This window comes from Mycolicibacterium arcueilense (genome assembly GCF_058536225.1).
In genome coordinates this window covers 64,260-83,906 of record NZ_JBZTYL010000011.1, presented here as the reverse complement: position 1 = coordinate 83,906, position 19,647 = coordinate 64,260, and the positions used below count along the sequence as shown (strand labels likewise).

The following is a 19,647-nucleotide window of genomic DNA, read 5'->3' as shown; positions in this document are numbered from 1 at the left end:
TAACGCGCGACCGCTTCACCCGGCCAGCGACAGTCCGGCGGCGACGGCGAATCCCAGCACGGCCGCCAGTCCGGCGTCTTCGCCGGCTTTCTCGGTGGCCTCCGGGATCATCGAGCCCACCAGCATGACCAGCAGTGCACCGGCGGCGAATCCGTTGATCCCGCCCTGCAATTGGGCGCCGGCGACATCCTGCAGCTGGTAGCCGCCCACGGTGGCCAGCGCGCACAGTGCGGCGATCGCGGCCCATCCACCCACGATCCGGCGGGCCGGCTCTCCGGCGGATAGCATGTCGCTGGCCGACCCGATGGATTCGGGCAGGTTCGACACGAAGATGGAGACCACCAGTGCCAGGCTGACGCCGGCCCCGGTGGCGATACCGATGCCGAGTGCGGCCTGTTCGGGAATGCCGTCGAGCAGGGCGCCGAGCAGGAGGGGCAACCCGGCGGTCTGGGTTCCTTTGCGGCCCAGACGATCTACGGCCTTGTCAGCGAGATAGAACACTACGGCTCCGAGGGCCAGGCCGAGCGCCACCGCCCAGCCGCCGCTGGCTCGGAAGCCTTCCTCGGCGAGCTCGAAGGAGATGCTGGAGATGAGTGCCCCGGCGCCGAAACCGAGAACGAGGCCGACGAGACGTCGATTCCAGTCGCGGACGACACCGGCGATCGCGCCGATGAGCAAGGAGGATGCGGCGACCAGGCCCCAGGTCAACGCGGTGAGCACAGCCGCAGCATAAGACAGCGGCGGCTCAGAACCGCGGAAGCGGGGGTGGTGAGAATGTGGCGAAGCGCGAAATCGCACGACCGATCGGTGCGATCGATGAGGTTATGGCCCGATGTTCAGGCGGCGTAGGGGCTACGGGTGGTGACCTGTCGCCGGTTGCCCGGACAACAGGCCACCGACGGCGTCAGCGCCGTGCGTTGCAGTTCGGGGGGTTTCCGCAGTGGTGGCCACCGTCGCAGGCATTACAGCGACAGGTGCAGGATCCCTTGGTTGCCATGCGCATCGTCGTTCAACTCCTCACTGTTCGGGTACCGCCGGTATGGCCGGCAGCAAACTCCCGAGTATGGGTGGACATCAACATATAACGACTTCACAATAGTTCGCCCCACGGTGAAAATAAAGGATTCCCTAAACGGCGCGCGATTTTTGCGCGAGGGTTATTTCGACTGCGGACACGCCGGTGAACAGTGCGTGAAACTCTTTGGCTGCGGCGGGTTTAGGGACTCAGGCGGAGGTGTCGCGGGCGCCGAGTCGGAGGTGCTCGATGTGGTAGATGGCCTCGTCGAGCAGGAGGGCGACGTGGTTGTCGTAGAGCCGGTACACGATATTGCGACCGGACCTGTCGCCGGTGACGAGGCCCAGCGCCCGCAATAACCGGAGTTGATTGGAAACCGCGGGCTGCTCCATGCCGACTGCAGCGGACAGTTCGGTGACCGAACACGGCGATTCCCGGAGTCGGGTCAGGATCAGCAATCGGTTGGGGGAGGCCAGGGCCTGCAGCGTCTCGGCGACTTTGGTCGCGGAGGCGGCGTCGAGGGACGCTGCCGGCGTCGCGTGCCCCTCAACTCCGTGGCCCATGGCACTCATTCAAGCATGCGGGACAAACACGGTTGATACATTTCAATCTTTACATGTATAAATGTGTGTGCCGTAATGGCTCAGCACGAACGAGAGGTGCAACTGATGACCGCTCTGTCGACTGACCGGTCGCCGCTGTCTCGCGCCGACGCCGGGCCTGCCGGTTCGCGCGGGGTCGGCGCATGGATCTGGTCCGTGGATTCGGTGCGCTGGGCGGTCGCAGCCCTCCTGCTGATGCTGTGCGGCGTGTTCGCGCAGTTGGCCGATGCTCCGCAACCGCTGTGGTGGACCCTTTATCTGGCGTGTTATCTCGCCGGCGGTTGGCAGTCGACGGTGTCCGGCGTGCAGGCGCTGCGCACCCGCACCCTCGATGTCGACCTGCTGATGATCCTCGCGGCGATCGGTGCGGCAGCCATCGGGCAGGTGTTCGACGGCGCGCTGTTGATCGTCATCTTCGCGACGTCGGGCGCGCTGGAGGACGTGGCCACCGCGCGCACCGAACGTTCGGTGCGGGGGCTGCTCGATCTGGCTCCGGCCGACGCGACCGTGCTCGCGCAGGACGGCACCCGCCGCGTCGTCGCCGCAGGCTCTCTTCGCCCCGGTGACCAGATCCTCATCCGGCCTGGGGAACGAATCTCGGCCGACGGCACCGTGTTCGGTGGGTCCTCGGACGTCGACCAGTCCTCGATCACCGGTGAACCGTTGCCGGCCATCAAACAGGTGGGCGACGACGTCTTCGCCGGAACGCTCAACACCACTGGGGCCCTGCAGGTCACCGTCACCCGCGACCCCTCGAGCACGGTGATGGCGCGCATTGTCACGGCGGTCGCCGAGGCTTCGGCAACCAAGGCCACCACGCAGCTGTTCATCGAGAAGATCGAACAACGTTATTCAGTGCTGGTGGTGGCTTCCACCCTGGCGCTGTTCGCGGTGCCGTTGGTGTTGGGTGCCGATCTGCGCTCAACCCTGTTGCGCGCCATGACTTTCATGATCGTGGCCTCGCCGTGTGCTGTGGTGCTCGCGACCATGCCGCCGCTGTTGTGCTCGATCGCCAACGCCAGCCGACATGGCGTGCTGGTGAAGTCCGCGGTCGCCATGGAGCGACTGGCCGACACCGACGTCGTCGTGCTCGACAAGACCGGGACCTTGACCACAGGAGCTCCCCGCGTCGTGCAGATTGTGGGGCTGTCCGGTGGCGACAGCGGCGACATCCTCGCAACCGCTGCTGCCGCAGAGCAATTCAGCGAACATCCGATCGGGCGCGCCGTCGTCGCCGAGGCGGTGGCGCGAGGCATCTCGATTCCCGACGCCACCGGATTCACCGCTCGTGCGGGCCGTGGTGTCCGGGCGATCGTCGATGGGCGCACAGTCGAGGTCCTGAGTCCGGCGACGTATCGAGGCCCGGCGATCCCGGACGTGGCCGAGATGGAGGCCACCGGGTCGACTGCTGTCGTCGTCACCGTCGACGGTCGGGCGATCGGGGTGGTGGGTCTGCAGGATCGGGTGCGCCCGGGTGCCGCCGATGCGGTCCGGAAGCTGCACGCGCTCACCGGATGTCAGCCGGTTCTTCTCACCGGTGACAACCAGGCGGCGGCGGTGCGGCTGGCCCAGCGGCTGGGCATCGAGGATGTGCGGGGTGGTCTGCTGCCCGACGACAAGGCCGCCGCGGTTCGGGAACTGGGATCCGGTGGACGGCGCGTGCTGATGGTGGGCGACGGGATCAACGACGCACCGGCCATGGCATCCGCGCATTCCTCGATGGCGATGGGGCGTAGCGGTGCCGACCTCACGGTCGACACGGCTGACGTCGTCACCATCGGCGATGACCTCTCGACGATCGCCGCGGTGGTCGCGTTGTCCCGGCGGGCCCGGCGCCTGGTGATCGCCAACCTGGTGATCGCCGCCACCGTCATCACGGTCCTGGTGACCTGGGACCTGTTCGGACACTTGCCGTTACCACTCGGGGTGGCCGGTCACGAGGGATCGACCATGCTCGTCGCCCTCAACGGACTGCGACTGTTGAGCAGCCGTGCGTGGCCCCGCTCGTAGCGCTGAAACCTCAGCCCCGCAGCACATCCTTGAGCGCGTCGAGCACGGCGGGGTCCTCGATGGTGGAGGGCACCGGCTCGTCGAGCCCGTCGGCGATACCGCGCATGGTCTTGCGCAGGATCTTGCCCGAGCGGGTCTTCGGCAGCGCCGACACCACGTCGACCTTCTTGAAAACCGCCACGGCGCCGATGTTGTCCCGCACCCGGTCGACCAGCTCCTGAGTGATCCCCTCGGTCGAAGCACCGGTCTTGAGGACCACGAACCCGCGCGGCACTTGACCCTTGAGCTCGTCGGCGACACCGATCACCGCGCATTCGGCCACCGACGGATGGTCGGCGAGCACGGCCTCGATCGATCCGGTGGACAGGCGGTGCCCGGCCACGTTGATCACGTCGTCGGTGCGGCCCATGACGAACAGGTAGCCGTCGGAGTCGATGTAGCCGCCGTCGCCGGTGAGGTAGTACCCGGTGAACGCCGACAGATACGACGCGACATAGCGGTGGTCGTCGCCCCACAGCGTCGGCAATGTGCCGGGCGGCAGCGGCAGTTTGACGCAGATCGCGCCTTCCTCGCCGGCCTCGCACTGGCTGCCGTCCGAACGCAGGATCTGCACGTCGTAGCCGGGCATCGGTACCGTGGCTGAACCGGCCTTGATCGGCAGGGGCTCGACGCCCATCGGGTCGGCGGCGATGGCCCATCCGGTCTCGGTCTGCCACCAGTGATCGACCACCGGGATGCCGAGTTTGTCGGCGGCCCAGTGGTAGGTGTCGGGGTCGAGGCGCTCGCCGGCCTGGAACAGGTACTTGAGCCCGGACAGGTCGTAATCGGCCAGTCGCGTGGCGTCGGGGTCTTCCTTCTTGATCGCGCGGATCGCGGTCGGCGCGGTGAAGAGCGCCTTGACGCCGTACTCGGCGGCGACCCGCCAGAAGGCGCCGGCATCGGGGGTGCCGATCGGTTTGCCTTCGTAGAGAACGGTTGTCGCGCCGAGGAGTAACGGGGCGTACACGATGTAGGAGTGCCCGACCACCCAGCCGACGTCGGAGGCCGCCCAGAAGACGTCGCCGGGTGCCACGTCGTAGATGTGGCGCATGCTCCACAGCAGGGCCACCGCGTGGCCGCCGTTGTCGCGGACGATGCCCTTGGGTTTGCCTGTGGTGCCCGACGTGTAGAGCACGTACAGCGGATCGGTGGCGGCGACGGCCACCGGATCGACCGGTGCGGCGTCGGCCACCAGTTGCTGCCAGTCGTGGTCGCGCCCGTCGACCAATTCGCAGGGACTCTGCTCGCGCTGCAGGATGACGCAGGCCCTGGGTTTGTGCTCGGCGATGTCGAGTGCCGCATCCAGCATCGGCTTGTACTCGATGATGCGGGTCGGCTCGATGCCGCAGGATGCGCTCACCACGACGACGGGGCGGGCGTCGTCGATGCGGGTGGCCAGCTCGTGGGCGGCGAACCCGCCGAACACCACCGAATGCACCGCGCCGATACGGGCGCAGGCCAGCATCGCGATGACGGCCTCGGGGACCATCGGCATGTAGACCACCACGAGGTCACCCTTGTTCACCCCGAGCTCACGCAGGGCCCCGGCGAACCGGGCGGTGGTGTCGCGCAGTTCGCGGTAGGTGTAGGTGGCCTTGGTGCCGGTGACGGGGGAGTCATAGATCAGTGCGGCCTGATCGCCGCGCTCGGCGACGTGGCGGTCCAGGGCGTTGGCGCAGGTGTTGAGCTCGGCGTCGGGGAACCAGCGGTAGAACGGCGGGTTGGTGTCGTCGAGTACCCGCTGCGGCTCGGAAGTCCAGGTCACCGCCTTGGCGGCGTCGGCCCAGAACGTGGCCGGGTCGTTGAGGCTGGCTTCGAACAGAGCACGGTAAAGGGCACCATCACCTGACATACCGGCACCGTAGCGTGTCGGGCCAGCCGAAATCGGTGATTGTCGCTGGTCGGTGGCCTGTCCGCGATGGGTGGTCAGTTACGCGCGGTCATCGGTCGGTGGAGGTCGGAAATGTCACTCCTGGAAGCGGTAGCCCATCCCCGCCTCGGTCAGCAGATGCACCGGATGCGACGGATCGTCCTCAAGCTTGCGGCGCAGCTGCGCCAGGTACACCCGCAGATAGTGGGTCTCCTTGGCATAGGCCGGGCCCCACACCTCGCGCAGCAGTTCTTCGCGGCCCACCAACTTGCCGCGGTTGCGCACGAGCATCTCGAGCATGCCCCATTCGGTGGGGGTGAGGTGTACTTCGTGGTTGTTCTTCGTCACCTTCTTGGCGGCGAGATCGACGGTGAACGACGAGGTTTCGATGACGGGCTCATCGGTCTCGGAAGCCGCTGCTCCGCGGCGCACGGCCGCCCGCAGCCGGGCCAGGAACTCGTCCATGCCGAAGGGTTTGGTGACGTAGTCGTCTGCTCCGGCGTCGAGCGCCTCGACCTTGTCGGACGAGTCGGTGCGGGCCGAGAGCACGATCACCGGTGCCGAGAGCCAACCGCGCAGGCCGGCCAGCACCTCGATGCCGGACATGTCGGGCAGGCCGAGGTCGAGCACGATCACGTCGGGCCGGTGATCGGCGGCGGCGCGCAGTCCCTGTCCGCCGTCGGTGGCGGTGTCGACCTCATAGCCGCGCACCGACAGGTTGATCCGCAGCGCACGCAGGATCTGAGGCTCGTCGTCGATCACCAGGACGCGGGTCTTGGGGGCGGTGGTGGATGTCATGCAGATTCGTCCTTTGGCGGTGCGGCAAGGTCGATTTCGACGGTCAGGCCGCCGCCGGGGGTGTCGGTCGCCGAGATGGTGCCGCCCATGGCTTCGACGAAACCGCGCGCGACGGACAGCCCCAGGCCGACACCGATGGTGGTGTTGTGGTCGCCGAGTCGCTGGAACGGCGCGAAGAGTTGTTCCTCGGCGCCGCGCGGCATTCCGGGCCCTTCGTCGATCACCGCGATCAGTACCCGGTCGGCCACCTGCCCGGCGCTGACCCGGATGGGGCCGTCGGGCGCATACCTCAGGGCATTGTCGATCAGGTTGGCCAGCACCCGCTCCAGCAGCCCGGCGTCGGCCATCGCGACGGCATCGCCGACTTCGACCTTCACCCGGTCCAGACCTTCGCGGGTGAATCCGGTGGCGCCCTTGCTGATTCCGAGCAGTGCCCGCTGCACGTTCTCCTCCAGATACACCCGGCGCAGCTCGGGGCGGACCACCCCGGCTGATAGCCGGGAGGAGTCCAGCAGGTTGCCCACGAGCGCGGTGAGCGCGTCGACGGATTCCTCGATGGTGGCCAGCAGTTCGGCGGTGTCCTCGGCGGAGAAGTCGATGTCCTCGCTGCGCAGACTCGACGCCGCCGCCTTGGCCGCGGCCAGCGGGGTGCGCAGGTCGTGGCTGACCGCCGACAGCAGCGACCGGCGCAGTTCGTCGGCCTGCGCGATGGCCGCGGCCTTGCCTGCCTCCTCGGTGAGCTCGCGTTGTTTGACCAGTCCGGCAGCCTGTTTGGCGACTGCGCTGAGCACGCGGCGGTCACGGGCGGCGAGTTTGCGTCCGGCCATCAACAGCCAGAACTCGTCGTCTCCGACTTCGATCGCGGTGTCGGCAGTGTCCACCTCGGCACACGGCTTGGTGCCGACGCACGCGACGATCTCGGCGGTTCCGTTCTGTTCGCGCAGCAGGCTCACCGCGCGTTGGGAGTACGTCTCGCGCAGGCGTTCCAGCAGGGTGGTGAGGTCGGCGCCGCGGAGCACCGACCCCGCGAACAGGGTCAGCAGTTCGGCCTCCTGCGAGGCCTTCCTGGCTTCGCGGGCCCGGCTCGCCGCCCCGTCTACCAGAGCCGCCACCGCTACGGCGACCAGCAGCAGCACGACGACGGTGACCGCGCTGTCGGGTTCGGAGATCGTGAACGTGTGCCGCGGCGCCACCAGGAAGTAGTTCAACAGCAGCCCGGACAGCAGGGCCGACAGCCCCGCGGGCGCGACACCACCCAGAAGCGCCACGACCAGCACACCGATGAAGAACAGCGCGCTCTCGCCGCTGACCCCGAGAATCGGATCCAGTACCCCGACGATCAGCAGGCAGATCGCGGACGGTACCACCAGGGCCGCAAGCCAGGACGCGACGTGGCGTTGCCGGGGTGTGGCGGTTGCCCAGCTGAACCCGCGACGGGCCTGGTCGTGGGTCACCATGTGGACATCAATCTTGCCCGACTGCTGCACCACAGCGGGCCCGATGCCCTCCTCGAAAATCCGGGCCCATCGGGACCGTCGCGAGGTGCCGAGCACCAACTGGGTGGCGTTGCGTTCGCGGGCGAAATCGAGCAGTGCCGCGGGTACGTCGTCGCCGACGACGGTGTGCACGGTGGCGCCCAGGCTGGCGGCCAGCTCCCGTACCTTCCCCATCTGCGGCGCCGAGACTCCCGAAAGCCCGTCTCCGCGAACGACGTGGACCACCATCAGCTCGGCGCTGGACTTCGAGGCGATGCGTGAGGCCCTGCGCACCAAGGTTTCCGACTCGGCACCGCCGGTGACGGCGACGACGACGCGTTCGCGGGCTTCCCACGTGTCGGTGATCTTGTTGTCGGCGCGGTACTTGGCCAGCGCGGCGTCGACCTGGTCGGCCAGCCACAAAAGGGCCAATTCCCTTAGCGCGGTGAGGTTTCCGCGCCGGAAGTAGTTGGACAGGGCGGCATCGACACGTTCGGGCGCGTACACGTTGCCGTGGGACAGCCTGCGCCGCAGTGCCTCCGGGGTGATGTCGACCAGCTCGATCTGGTCGGCCGCCCGGACGATCTCGTCGGGAACCTTCTCCTGCTGCTCGATTCCGGTGATCTGGGTGACCACGTCGTTGAGGCTTTCCAGGTGCTGCACGTTGACCGTCGAGATCACGGTGATCCCGGCGGCCAGCAGTTCCTCGACGTCCTGCCAGCGTTTGGGGTTCTTGCTGCCAGGGGTATTGGTGTGGGCGAGCTCGTCGACCAGCACTACCTGCGGGTTGCGGGCCAGTACCGCGGCCACGTCGAGTTCGGGGAAGGTGCCACCCCGATACTCGACGTAGCGCGGCGGGATGATCTCGATGCCGTCGATCAGATCGGCGGTTTTCTTGCGCCCGTGGGTCTCGACCACCGCGGCGACGACGTCGGTGCCGCGTTCGAGGCGGCGGTGAGCCTCGCCGAGCATCGCGTAAGTCTTCCCCACGCCGGGCGCCGCGCCCAGATATATGCGCAGCTCACCGCGTTTGGTGGGGCTGGACGCCGACGTACTCACAAGACCATCATCCTCGTGCCTACAGTGCGTCGAGGGCGATGTTGAGTTCGAGCACGTTGACCCGCGGTTCGCCGAAGAAGCCCAGGGTGCGTCCGTCGGTGTGCTGGGCCACCATGGCGCGTACCAGTTCGGGGTTGAGGCCGCGGGCTTTCGCCACCCGGTTGGCCTGCAGATCGGCGTAGGCCACCGAGATGTTCGGGTCCAGGCCGCTGCCGCTGGCGGTGACGGCATCGGCCGGTACCGCGGGGTCGGCGGGCGCGCTGCCGCGGATCGGCACGATCAGGCCGAGGCTGTAGTCCTCGCCAGCCTTGGCGCATTCGACCCGCACACCCTCGTAGGTGTTGAGGAACGGGACTTTCGTCGCGTCGCAGGGCTCGTTGACGCTGACCACCTTCGTCGGGTGGGTGACGATTCCGCGGGCATCGCGTGGTCCGATCACCGACAGCACTGCTCCCACACCGCCTCCGGTGCAGAACGGGCGGGAGTCGTCGACGCCGTCGAGCTTGCCGATGGCGACGCTGCGCGTGCACACCTGGGTGAGCAGGCTGGGCGTGTCGGGTTGGTCGACAATGCTTTCCGGGCCGAGGTTGCTCGCACTGGTGGCCATCGGGTCGTACCCGTCACCGGCCATCGACGGCCGGCTCTGGAAGTACCGAGGCAGCGGGTTGCCGTCGGTATCGGTGAAGGACTGACCGATCAGGCTGCTGCCCACCGGTTTTCCGTTCGCCTCGATCAGCGATCCGTCGGCTTTGTCGCGCAGGCCGGGGATCTGAGCCACCAGCCAGATGAAGACCGGGTAGCCGATCCCCAGGATCACGGTGAGTACCAGCAGCGCGCGCAGGGCCGCGGCGTGTTGACGAACCAGGTTGGAGATTTTCATGTCACATTCCCGGGAAGAGTTGGACGACGAGGTCGATCAGCTTGATGCCGATGAACGGCGCGATGATGCCGCCGAGGCCGTACACGTACAGGTTGCGGCTCAACAGCTTGGACGCGATGCTCGGGGTGTAGCGGACACCCTTGAGCGCCAACGGGATCAGCGCCACGATGATGATCGCGTTGAAGATCACCGCGGACAGGATCGCCGATTGCGGGCTGTGCAGCCGCATGATGTTGAGCAGATCCAGGCCGGGGAACAGGGCCACAAACAACGCCGGGATGATCGCGAAGTACTTCGCGATGTCGTTGGCGATCGAGAACGTGGTCAGTGCCCCACGGGTGATCAGCAGCTGCTTGCCGATCTCGACGATCTCGATGAGCTTGGTCGGGTCGGAGTCGAGATCCACCATGTTGCCGGCCTCTTTGGCCGCCGAGGTCCCGCTGTTCATCGCGACGCCGACGTCGGCCTGGGCCAGGGCGGGGGCGTCGTTGGTGCCGTCGCCGGTCATCGCGACGAGCTTGCCGCCGGCCTGCTCCTTCTTGATCAGCGCCATCTTGTCCTCGGGCGTGGCCTCGGCCAGGAAGTCGTCGACACCGGCCTCGTCGGCAATGGCCTTGGCCGTCAACGGATTGTCGCCGGTGATCATCACGGTGCGGATGCCCATGCGGCGCATCTCGTCGAAGCGTTCCCGCATGCCCTGCTTCACGACGTCCTTGAGGTGGATGACGCCCAGCACTTGGGCTTTACCGTCGACCACGTGACCGACGGCCAGCGGGGTGCCGCCGGCGGCGGAGATCCCGTCGACGATGTCGCCGAGCTGGGTCGGGACCTTGCCGCCTTCGGAGCGGATCCATTCGGCGACCGCACCGGTGGCGCCCTTGCGCAGGCGATGGTCACCGGACAGGTCGACACCGGACATCCGGGTGTTGGCACTGAATTCGACCCAGTGCGCCTTGTCGAGCTCACCGGGGGTGCGGCCGCGTAACCCGAACTCCTGCTTGGCGAACACCACGATCGAACGGCCCTCGGGGGTTTCGTCGGCCAGGCTGGACAGCTGTGCCGCGTCGGCGAGTTGCTCGGGTGTGACGCCGGACAGTGGCACGAACGCGGCGGCTTGGCGGTTGCCGAGGGTGATGGTGCCGGTCTTGTCGAGCAGCAGGGTGTTGACGTCACCGGCGGCTTCGACGGCGCGGCCGGACATGGCCAGCACGTTACGCTGCACGAGCCGGTCCATGCCGGCGATGCCAATTGCCGACAGCAGGGCGCCGATCGTGGTGGGAATCAGGCACACCAGCAGCGACACCATGACGATGCCGGAGATGCCGCTCCCGTTGAGCGCCAGGGTGTCTGCGACGCCCGGGTTGTTGGCCTTGGAGAAGATGGCCAGCGGCTGCAGGGTGGCGACGGCGAAGACGAAGATGATCGTCAGCGACGCCAGCAGGATGTTGAGCGCAATCTCGTTCGGGGTCTTCTGCCGGTTGGCGCCCTCGACGAGGTTGATCATCCGGTCGATGAAGCTCTCGCCGGGCTTCTGGGTGATCTGGACGACGATGCGGTCGGACAGCACCGTGGTACCGCCGGTGACGGCGCTCCGGTCACCGCCCGACTCGCGGATGACGGGTGCCGATTCACCGGTGATCGCCGATTCATCCACCGAGGCAATGCCTTCCACGACATCGCCGTCGCCGGGAATCACCTGCCCGGCTTCGACCACCACGACGTCGCCCTGCTGCAGCAGCGGAGCGGCCACTTCTTCTTCAACGCCTGAGGCGGTCAGGCGCCGCGCCATCGTGGAGGTCTTGGTCTTGCGCAGCGATTCGGCCTGGGCCTTGCCGCGTCCCTCGGCGACAGCCTCGGCCAAATTGGCGAAGATCACCGTGAGCCACAGCCAGACCACGATCAACCCGGCGAACCAGGACAAATTCAGAACCGTGCACAGTGTTGCTGCTACGGCGCAGATCTCGACGATGAACATCACCGGGTTGCGCCACAGCGTGCGCGGATCGAGCTTGCGCAGCGCGTCGGGCGTCGATTTCCACAGCATCTTCGGGTCGAGCAGGCCGCCCTGGATTCGCGAGCCCTTTGTCACGCTGGAGTGGCTGCCGCCGTCGGCCGCCACTCTGGCGTGACGCTCGGCGACGGGGAAGGAGTGAACTCTTGACATTTCAGTGAATTCCTTCAGCAAGGGGCCCGAGCGCAAGCATGGGCAAGAAGGTGAGGGCGACCAGGATCAGGGTGACGCCGGCGACCATGCCGACGAACTGGGGTCGATGAGTGGGTAGGGTGCCGACGGATTCGGGTGTCTTGCCCTGGCGGGCCAGCGATCCGGCCAGCGCCAGGACGAAGATGATCGGCAGGAAGCGGCCGAACACCATCGCCAGGCCGAGCGCGGTGTTGTACCACTCGGTGTTGACGCTGATGCCCGCGAACGCGGAACCGTTGTTGTTGGCGGCCGACGTGAACGCGTAGAGCACTTCCGACAGGCCGTGCGGTCCGGTGTTCAGCATGCCGGCGCGTTGGCCCGGCATGGCCATGGCCACCGCCGTGCCGGTCAATACGAGCAACGGTGTGATCAGGAAATACGTTGCGGCAAGCTTGATCTCCCGCGGGGTGATCTTCTTGCCCAGGTATTCCGGGGTGCGGCCGACCATCAGGCCCGCGACGAACACCGTGAGTATCGCGAGAACCAACATGCCGTACAGACCGGAGCCGACGCCGCCGGGAGCCACCTCACCGAGCTGCATGTTGAACATCGTGATCATGCCGCCGAGGCTGGTGTACGAGTCGTGGAACGAGTCCACCGCGCCGGTCGACGTCAGCGTCGTCGCATCCGCGAACACCGCGGAGTTGGCGATACCGAATCGCTGCTCGACACCTTCCATCGCTGTACCGGCAGCGGTGGGAACAGTGCCGTGGCCCTGCAGCTGGAACAGCATCATCAGGCTGACGCTGAGCGTCGCGATCACCGCCATCGCCGAGGCGATCGCCAGACCTTGTTTGGGGCTGCCGACCATGCGGCCGAACGTGCGCGGCAAGGAGAACGGGATCATCAGGATCAGGAAGATCTCCACCCAGTTGGTCCACGTGGTGGGGTTCTCGAACGGGTGCGCCGAGTTGGCGTTGAAGAAGCCGCCGCCGTTGGTGCCGAGCAGTTTGATGACTTCCTGGCTGGCGACGGGGCCACCCGGGATGGTCTGGGTGCCGCCCACGAGGGTGTTGACGACCTCGGTGTGCAGCGCGAAGTTCTGAATGGCCCCGCCGCCGACCAGGATCAGCGCACCGACGATCGAAATCGGCAGCAGGATACGGAGATTGCCGCGCACCAGGTCGACCCAGAAATTGCCGAGCTCGCCGGTATTACGCCGGACCAGACCCCGGACGAAGGCCATCGCGACGGCCATGCCGACCGCGGCGGACACGAAGTTCTGCACCGCCAGGCCGGCCATCTGCACCAGGTGGCCCTGGGTTGATTCACCCGAATAGGCCTGCCAGTTCGTGTTGGTGACGAAGCTGACGGCAGTGTTCCAGGCCAGCGCCGGCGTCATCGGGGTGCCCGGATCGTTGAGGTGCAGCGGCAGCTTGCCCTGGACGAGTTGCAAGACGAACAGGAACAGGATGCTGATCGCGGAGAACGCCAGCACGCTGCGGGCATAGGCGCCCCAGGTCTGCTCGGCCTTCGGATCGGCGCCGATCAGGCGGTAGATGACGCGCTCCACGCGCGAATGCTTGTCCGACGCGTACACGCGGTAGATGTAGTCGCCGAGCGGCAGGTGGACCGCCGCCACCGCGGCGATGAGGACGACGAGGAAGACGATCCCCGCGGTTGTAGTAGTCACTAGAACCTTTCCGGAAACAACAGCGCCGCGAAGAGAAACAGCGCGATCAGAATGGCCAGGCCCAGGCCGACGACGTTTTCGTAGCTCACAGTCCCTCGACCAACTTCTGCACCAGGCCCAGCAGCGCAAAGATCGCCACGGTCAGCACCAAATAGAGCAGGACAGACATGTCGTCTCCGTTCGAAGACACGTTTACGGGGCCTCCGGATTTCGGTGGCCTTTCCCAGGATCTGTCCAGGCAGATGCCGTGAACGGGGCCTTGACGCTTTCTTTACGGCCGCGGCGCCGTCCTTAACGGACTTCGTTCACGAAGACCCGGGCTGGCGTCAACGCGGCGTCAAAGTTCCCGCCGGGCCTGTCAAGGGCCCGCAAAGACGCTGGTGCGCCGGCAGGGGGGCGGCGGAGTCTCGAGCTGTACGCCTGTGGCAACCGGCCGGGGCGCTTTGCAGAAGAGGTTTCAGTGACGCTGCCGATCGGACTTCGATCATTGGGTGTGGTCGAGCTTTCCCTACCAGCAACGGCTTTGGCGGACTCCCGTGTTGCCAAGCGGGCGCGTGATCACGGACTCGCCGTCGAGGTCCGCACCGGTGCAGACCTGATCACCGCGATCGGTGTGGGAATCCACCCGATGTTTCTCATCGTCTACGCCGACCGGATGACGGCCGATGAATTGGTGTTCTGCACAGCCAATCTGGGAGTGGGCCGGATCGTCGTGACGACGACCGACCAGGTCGACCTGCTCGTGTCGGCCACCGTGGCACACCGCAGGCAACGGGTGCTGGTGGGGATGACGCGGGTGGCCGATGACAAGGTGGTCGACGCGGTGGTGGCGGGCCGGCGTCTCGATCTCGTCGGGCTCGCATGTGAAATCGGCTCCGGCGAGGACGCTTTCGTCAGCTATCCGGCCGCGATGGGTGACATGCTGGCGGAGATGGCCCAGATCCGGCGTGCGCACAGTATCGTGCTGACCCGGGTCGCGATCTCAGGGGACGGATTCGCCGTCGACGAGACACCGGGAGGGCTGTCGGAGCTGGCTGAGCTGATCGACCAGACCCTCGACGATGCGTGTGCGACGTTGCGTTTTCCACGACCGGTCGCCATGGTGACGGCCCAGCCTGCGGGAACGAGACGGCAACCCTGTACAGCGGACCTGCATCGGACATAAATTGAGCCGTGGGCCCAAAACGGCCCCAGGGCCGGCACCACGTCCAGTCAGCGCCGCAAGCGTCGCTGAAGGTCCTCGTTGTGGGTGCCGGGGTCGGTGGGATCTCCATCGCCCGTGGACTGCTGCGCGACGGACATGACGTCACGGTGTTCGAGCAGCGCCCCGAGGTGCGGGCCGGCGGCGGGGCCGTCACGATCTGGTCGAACGGCGAAGCGGTGCTGCGGCAGCTGGGCGTCGATATGGACGGGGCCGGCCAGGAGCTGGCCACCGTTCGGGTGGTGACTTCGACGGGACGCCCGATGACCACCCTCGACGTGGCCGCGATCGTGAGTCGGATGGGTGCGCCGGTGCGGATGGTCCCGCGTCGGATTCTGCTCGAGCGGCTGCTGGAAGGTTTTCCGGCGGAACGGATCCGGTGCAACGCGCAGGTGGTCGGTGTCGCGAACGGCAGCCACGGTGTTCGGCTCGATTTCGCCGACGGCAGTTGCGCGGAAGGCGATCTGGTGATCGGCGCGGACGGCCTGCACTCCAAGATCCGCGAGATCGTCGGCGCACCGCACGCGGAGCCGACCGGCTGGTGCAGCTGGCAAGGGCTGGCCGCGCTTCCGGACGGGGCCGATCGGCACGTCGCGTTCGTCATCGTGGGTGAGCAAGGGAACCTCGGCCTCTGGCCGGCCGGAGACACCGAGGTGCAGTGGTGGTTCGACCTGCCATGGACGCCGGATTTCGTCCGGCCGGACCGCCCGATCGAGGTGATCCGCGCCAATTTCACCGGATGGTCCGAACTGGTCGACCAGGTACTTGCGACGTTGACCGACGACGATCTGGCGCGTTCGCCCTATCCGCATTTCCGCCATCCGATTCCCGGGCCGGGCGATGGTGCGTTGACGTTGTTGGGCGATGCGGCCCACACGATGCCACCGACACTCGCACAGGGGACCAACCAGGCACTGCTCGACACGATGGTGCTGTGCAAGGCGGTGTCGGACTTCCGGCACGGCGCCCAACGGGATCTGTCCGGTGCCCTGCGTTGGTACGAGAACACCCGCCGCCGTCGGGTCGCTGCGGTGTCACGGGTGGCCTCGCTGCAGGTGTCGCACGGTGAGGCCGTGCTGCGGCCCGCGGCGATGGTGCCGAACCGGATGATGACCTGGGTGTTGGCGACGTTCCTGCGGGTGGTGAGTCATCGCCGGATGGCGGCGGGAATCGACCGGGACTTGGCCGCGGCGACGATCACCGGCAGGGATGAACATGCCCACTGAGGCGGTGCGGGTCCGCGGCGCGATCGATGCGCCGTCGAGCCGTCTGTGGCTGGTCAAGTGGTGCATCCTGGCCGTGCCGCACTATCCGATCCTGATCGGCCTTTACCTGGTGTACCCGCTCGTGGTGCTGGCCGCGGGTATCGCGATCCTGTTCACCGGCCGGTATCCGCGGCCCCTGTTCGACTTCAACGTCGGCGTGCTGCGGTGGTCGTGGCGGGTGATGAACTACCGCTTCCCGATGAACACCACCGACCGATATCCGCCGTTCACCCTCAAAGCCGATTCCGACTATCCCGGCGATCTCGAAGTCGCCTATCCCGAGCAGCTCTCCCGAGGGGCCGTGCTGGTCAAGTGGTGGTTGTTGGCGCTGCCGCAGATCATCATGTGCTGGGCGATGGAGGCGCCGCTGCAAGTGCTGTGCGTCATCTCCGCGGTGCGGCTGTTGGCTCGGGGGGCAGTGTCGGAGGACATGTTCGATCTTCTGATGGGCATGGTCCGCTGGCGTTACCGTGTGGCTGTGTACGTGTCGTTGATGAGCGACGAATATCCACCCTTCCGATTGGATCTGGGCAGTAAGTATTGAAGCACCGTAATCCGTTGTTCCCCTACGTGTATCGGCTCGGTATGCCGATATTCGACAGGCTGTTCTACCGCCGCTACCGGCGGTCGGCGATGAGTCATGCGACGGGCCGGTTGTTGATGGTCGGGGTCGGGCCGGGGACCGATCTGCTGTTCCTTCCGGGGGCGGTGACGTCGGTCGCCGCGGTGGAGCCGGAGCCGGCGATGCGGCGGATGGCGCGTGCCCTGGCCCGGCGGCACGGCGTCGAGGTCGATGTCGTCGACGGGGCAGGGGAGTCGATTCCGTTTCCGGACAACAGTTTCGACTCGGTCCATGTCGGGCTGGTGTTGTGCTCGGTCGACGACGTTGCGGCCACGCTCGGTGAGATCCGGCGCGTGCTGGAGCCCGATGGCCGGTTGGTGGTTCTGGAGCATGTCCGCGGCGAGGGCCTGATGGGGCGGTTCCAGGACCTGATCGCCAGGCCGTGGGCGTGGCTGTCATCGGGGTGTGAACCCAACCGCCGCACCGTCGACGCCATCGCCGCGGCCGGGTTCGACACCAGTGGGCTGCGCAGTACCCAGCGGACGCTGGTGCCGCCGCCGTGCACACCACATCTGCAGGGGGTCGCGACTATTCGACGCTGACGGCCTCGATGATGTTGAGCCGCGCGGCCCGTCGCGCCGGTGGCAGCGAGCCCAGCAGGCTGATCGCCAGCGCACCGAGGGTGAACACCAGCGCCATCGGGCTCGGCCGGAACGTGACGTTGAAGTTCATGATGTCGCCGCTGACGAGGCTGAACAGCCACTGATCGACGAGCCCGACGAGCAGTCCCAGGATGCCGCCCACGATGCCGATGGCGGCCGCCTCGGCCAGCACCATGGCCAGCGTGTAGCGGCGGCTGGATCCCATCGCCCGCAGCACCCCGATCTCGCGGCGCCGTTCGAGCACGGACAGGGTCAGCGTGTTCAGCAGCGCGACCGCGGCGACGAACACCACGATGATCCACACCGCGTTGGCGATCAGCATGCTCTGGTGCAGCGGGGCTTCGAGACCGGCCAGGGCGGTGCGGCCGTCGTAGGCGTGATTCGGCGCGGGGACGACGTGACTCACGTTGGCCAGCAGGCGATCGGGATCGGTTCCCTTGACGGCGGTGACCTGCAACGTCGTCGACCCCGGTCGGTCGAACCAGGTACGCATCTGATCGAGCCCCATTCCGACCGTGCCGATCACGGTCGAGAAGTAGGGGACCAGCGCCAGTACCTTCGCCTGCTGGGGGCCGTGCGGCGTCTGCAGTTGTAGGTCGTCGCCGACTCGGACATCGAGGGTCTTGCCCAGATTCTGGGAGAGCACCACGCCGCGACCGGCGAGCACGTCGTTGCGGGTCTGGTCGTCGAGAGCGCGGAAGAGGGCATCGTGGCTGCCAGGGGCGAAGCCGTCGAGCATGACGCGGGTGCCGCCGACGACGGCGAAGCCCAGGGCGCCCTCGGTCACCTTCGCGACCCCGGGCACCTCGGTGACGTTCTGGGTAAGGCCTTGCGGCAGAAGGCCGGTGGCGTACTCGTCGGGCGGGTTGGCGCTCACCCAGACGTCGACGTCGGCGACCGGGGCGAAGACATCGCGGGCCGAGCGGATCATGTCGTTGTTCGTGCCGGTGATCACCACAGTCGTCACGACGGCGATCAGCACGGTCATCACCGTGGCCCACACGCGCCGCGGTGCCCGCTCGACGGTTGCCGCGCCCAGTGCTCCGGCCGATCCGAACAGGCGCGCCACCGCGGCCGTGGCTCTGACGATGGGGCCGGCGAGTGCGAATCCGAGCGCGATCTGTGCGGTGAACAGGGCCGCGATCGCCACGAACGCCACCGAACCCGGCTGGTAGCACACGATCAGGACCGACGCCGCCAGCACCGCTATCGCCGCGAGGCCGGTGACGATGCGCAGCCAGCGCGGCACGTTGTCCGCCGCCGATACGCCGACCGGGGCCAGCGCCTCGATCGGCGAGACCTTGTACACCTGCCGAGCCGCCATCGCCGACGCCGCCACACTCGTCAGTGCCGTGGCGGCGATGGCTACCGGGATCGCGTAGTTGGGCAGCCAGTACTCGATGCGCGCTTCGAGGCCCTGCGTCATGGTCGGTGGCAGCCGGCCGATCGCCAGGCGGCCCAACACAATTCCGAGCAGTGAGCCGATGGTGCCGCCGATCAGCCCGAGGATCGTGGCCTCGGCCAGCATGTCGCGGACGATGGTGGCGCGTCGGCCGCCGATGGCCCGCAGCATCGAGATGACCGGGCGGCGTTGGGCGATCGCCATCGTCATCGTGGTGTAGATCAGGAACGCGCCGACCACCAGCGCGACCGCCGCGCCCATCAGAGCCATGTAGTTCATCAGCTTGACGCCATCACCGGCGCGGGCCGCCCGCGAACTCGGGGTAGCGACCAGGGCCCGGCCGTTCACCGCCGCGGTGACCTGATCTCTAAACGTGGCGGGGTCGGCGCCCGGTGTCGTGGTGATCAGGATCGAGTCGAGCTGGCCCAGTCTGCCGGTGACCTTCTGCGCCAACGGGAGTGGGGCCAGCACATAGTGGCCGCCGTTGAGGTCGGCGAGCTGCTTGCCCTCAAGGACTTCGGAGACAGTCACCGAGCCCGACCCGAGCTGGAACGTCTCGCCTTTCGCGTGACCGACGGCGGGCCCGACGCGGACACCCTCTTGTGCCGTCGGGGTTTGAACATCCACTCCAACGGCATCTTTCAGGGCGCCTTCCAGTGCACGACTGCGGTCGTCGGCACCGAACAGGAGTACCGGTTCGGTCGCGGTGGGCGCGGACATCCGGATCATCGGGGCGGCGGTCGCGACGCCGGGAACCTTGGCGACGTCAGCTGCTACCGATTCGGGAAACCCCGCGTCCGTGACACCCGAAACCTCGAGGGCGGCGATACCGGCGACGCCGTCCGCCAGTCGGTTGACCGATCCGGTGATCGACCCGAAGATGCCGAGGATCGCCACGAGATACATTGCCGACACAGCCATTACGGCGATGGAGGCGAGGGTGCGCCGCCGGTGCACGATGAGTTCGCGCA

Annotated in this window: 16 protein-coding genes; 5 read left to right on the top strand and 11 right to left on the bottom strand. The window is 67.1% G+C overall.

Features of this window, described 5'->3' with window-relative positions; translation table 11 throughout:
* Window positions 1-15: 15 nt before the first annotated feature.
* Window positions 16-720, bottom strand: a complete 705-nt coding sequence (locus tag AC4LGL_RS16960) for a ZIP family metal transporter (protein ID WP_491839787.1) — start codon at window positions 718-720, stop codon at window positions 16-18.
* Window positions 721-1,224: 504 nt separating this feature from the next.
* Complete coding sequence (locus AC4LGL_RS16955) at window positions 1,225-1,578, bottom strand: ArsR/SmtB family transcription factor (protein ID WP_055120635.1); 354 nt, start codon at window positions 1,576-1,578, stop codon at window positions 1,225-1,227.
* Window positions 1,579-1,683: 105 nt separating this feature from the next.
* Between AC4LGL_RS16955 and AC4LGL_RS16950 the strand changes: the two genes are divergently transcribed.
* On the top strand, window positions 1,684-3,627 hold the full coding sequence (locus AC4LGL_RS16950; protein WP_491839786.1) for a heavy metal translocating P-type ATPase: 1,944 nt from the start codon (window positions 1,684-1,686) through the stop codon (window positions 3,625-3,627).
* 10 nt (window positions 3,628-3,637) lie between these two features.
* Here AC4LGL_RS16950 and AC4LGL_RS16945 read toward each other — a convergent pair whose 3' ends face one another.
* From AC4LGL_RS16945 to AC4LGL_RS16910, 8 genes are all read right to left on the bottom strand, one after another.
* Window positions 3,638-5,518 (bottom strand): propionyl-CoA synthetase, encoded by a 1,881-nt coding sequence (locus AC4LGL_RS16945; RefSeq protein WP_491839785.1) that lies wholly within the window; start codon window positions 5,516-5,518, stop codon window positions 3,638-3,640.
* A 114-nt stretch (window positions 5,519-5,632) separates the two neighbouring features.
* Window positions 5,633-6,334 (bottom strand): response regulator, encoded by a 702-nt coding sequence (locus tag AC4LGL_RS16940; RefSeq protein ID WP_454791718.1) that lies wholly within the window; start codon window positions 6,332-6,334, stop codon window positions 5,633-5,635.
* Window positions 6,331-8,868, bottom strand: a complete 2,538-nt coding sequence (locus AC4LGL_RS16935) for a DUF4118 domain-containing protein (protein WP_491839784.1) — start codon at window positions 8,866-8,868, stop codon at window positions 6,331-6,333. Before AC4LGL_RS16935 ends, AC4LGL_RS16940 begins: the two co-directional genes overlap by 4 nt.
* A gap of 19 nt (window positions 8,869-8,887) precedes the next feature.
* Window positions 8,888-9,748 carry a potassium-transporting ATPase subunit C gene (locus AC4LGL_RS16930; RefSeq protein WP_491839783.1) on the bottom strand — a complete coding sequence of 287 codons (861 nt, stop codon included), beginning with the start codon at window positions 9,746-9,748 and terminating at the stop codon, window positions 8,888-8,890.
* Window position 9,749: 1 nt separating this feature from the next.
* Complete coding sequence (kdpB, locus tag AC4LGL_RS16925) at window positions 9,750-11,912, bottom strand: potassium-transporting ATPase subunit KdpB (RefSeq protein ID WP_491839782.1); 2,163 nt, start codon at window positions 11,910-11,912, stop codon at window positions 9,750-9,752.
* Window position 11,913: 1 nt separating this feature from the next.
* The gene (gene kdpA, locus AC4LGL_RS16920) at window positions 11,914-13,584 is read right to left on the bottom strand and encodes a potassium-transporting ATPase subunit KdpA (RefSeq protein WP_491839781.1); all 1,671 of its coding nucleotides are present in this window, start codon (window positions 13,582-13,584) and stop codon (window positions 11,914-11,916) included.
* Window positions 13,584-13,673: a potassium-transporting ATPase subunit F gene (locus AC4LGL_RS16915; RefSeq protein WP_019347277.1), complete on the bottom strand. Its 90-nt coding sequence runs from the start codon at window positions 13,671-13,673 to the stop codon at window positions 13,584-13,586. The genes kdpA and AC4LGL_RS16915 overlap by 1 nt, the downstream gene beginning before the upstream one ends.
* Window positions 13,670-13,774: a potassium-transporting ATPase gene (locus AC4LGL_RS16910; protein ID WP_208859885.1), complete on the bottom strand. Its 105-nt coding sequence runs from the start codon at window positions 13,772-13,774 to the stop codon at window positions 13,670-13,672. Before AC4LGL_RS16910 ends, AC4LGL_RS16915 begins: the two co-directional genes overlap by 4 nt.
* A gap of 270 nt (window positions 13,775-14,044) precedes the next feature.
* On the opposite strand from AC4LGL_RS16910, the gene AC4LGL_RS16905 reads away from it, so the two are divergent.
* The 4 genes from AC4LGL_RS16905 (at window position 14,045) to AC4LGL_RS16890 (ending at window position 17,214) form a co-directional block, all read left to right on the top strand.
* Window positions 14,045-14,749, top strand: a complete 705-nt coding sequence (locus AC4LGL_RS16905) for a type III PLP-dependent enzyme domain-containing protein (protein WP_064887291.1) — start codon at window positions 14,045-14,047, stop codon at window positions 14,747-14,749.
* A gap of 65 nt (window positions 14,750-14,814) precedes the next feature.
* Window positions 14,815-16,011 (top strand): FAD-dependent oxidoreductase, encoded by a 1,197-nt coding sequence (locus AC4LGL_RS16900; protein ID WP_491839928.1) that lies wholly within the window; start codon window positions 14,815-14,817, stop codon window positions 16,009-16,011.
* Complete coding sequence (locus AC4LGL_RS16895) at window positions 15,995-16,594, top strand: DUF4389 domain-containing protein (RefSeq protein WP_491839780.1); 600 nt, start codon at window positions 15,995-15,997, stop codon at window positions 16,592-16,594. Before AC4LGL_RS16900 ends, AC4LGL_RS16895 begins: the two co-directional genes overlap by 17 nt.
* The gene (locus AC4LGL_RS16890; RefSeq protein WP_491839779.1) at window positions 16,591-17,214 is read left to right on the top strand and encodes a class I SAM-dependent methyltransferase; all 624 of its coding nucleotides are present in this window, start codon (window positions 16,591-16,593) and stop codon (window positions 17,212-17,214) included. Before AC4LGL_RS16895 ends, AC4LGL_RS16890 begins: the two co-directional genes overlap by 4 nt.
* Here AC4LGL_RS16890 and AC4LGL_RS16885 read toward each other — a convergent pair.
* Window positions 17,201-19,597 carry an FtsX-like permease family protein gene (locus tag AC4LGL_RS16885; RefSeq protein ID WP_491839927.1) on the bottom strand — a complete coding sequence of 799 codons (2,397 nt, stop codon included), beginning with the start codon at window positions 19,595-19,597 and terminating at the stop codon, window positions 17,201-17,203. The genes AC4LGL_RS16890 and AC4LGL_RS16885 overlap by 14 nt on opposite strands.
* Between the last annotated feature and the right edge of the window lie 50 nt (window positions 19,598-19,647).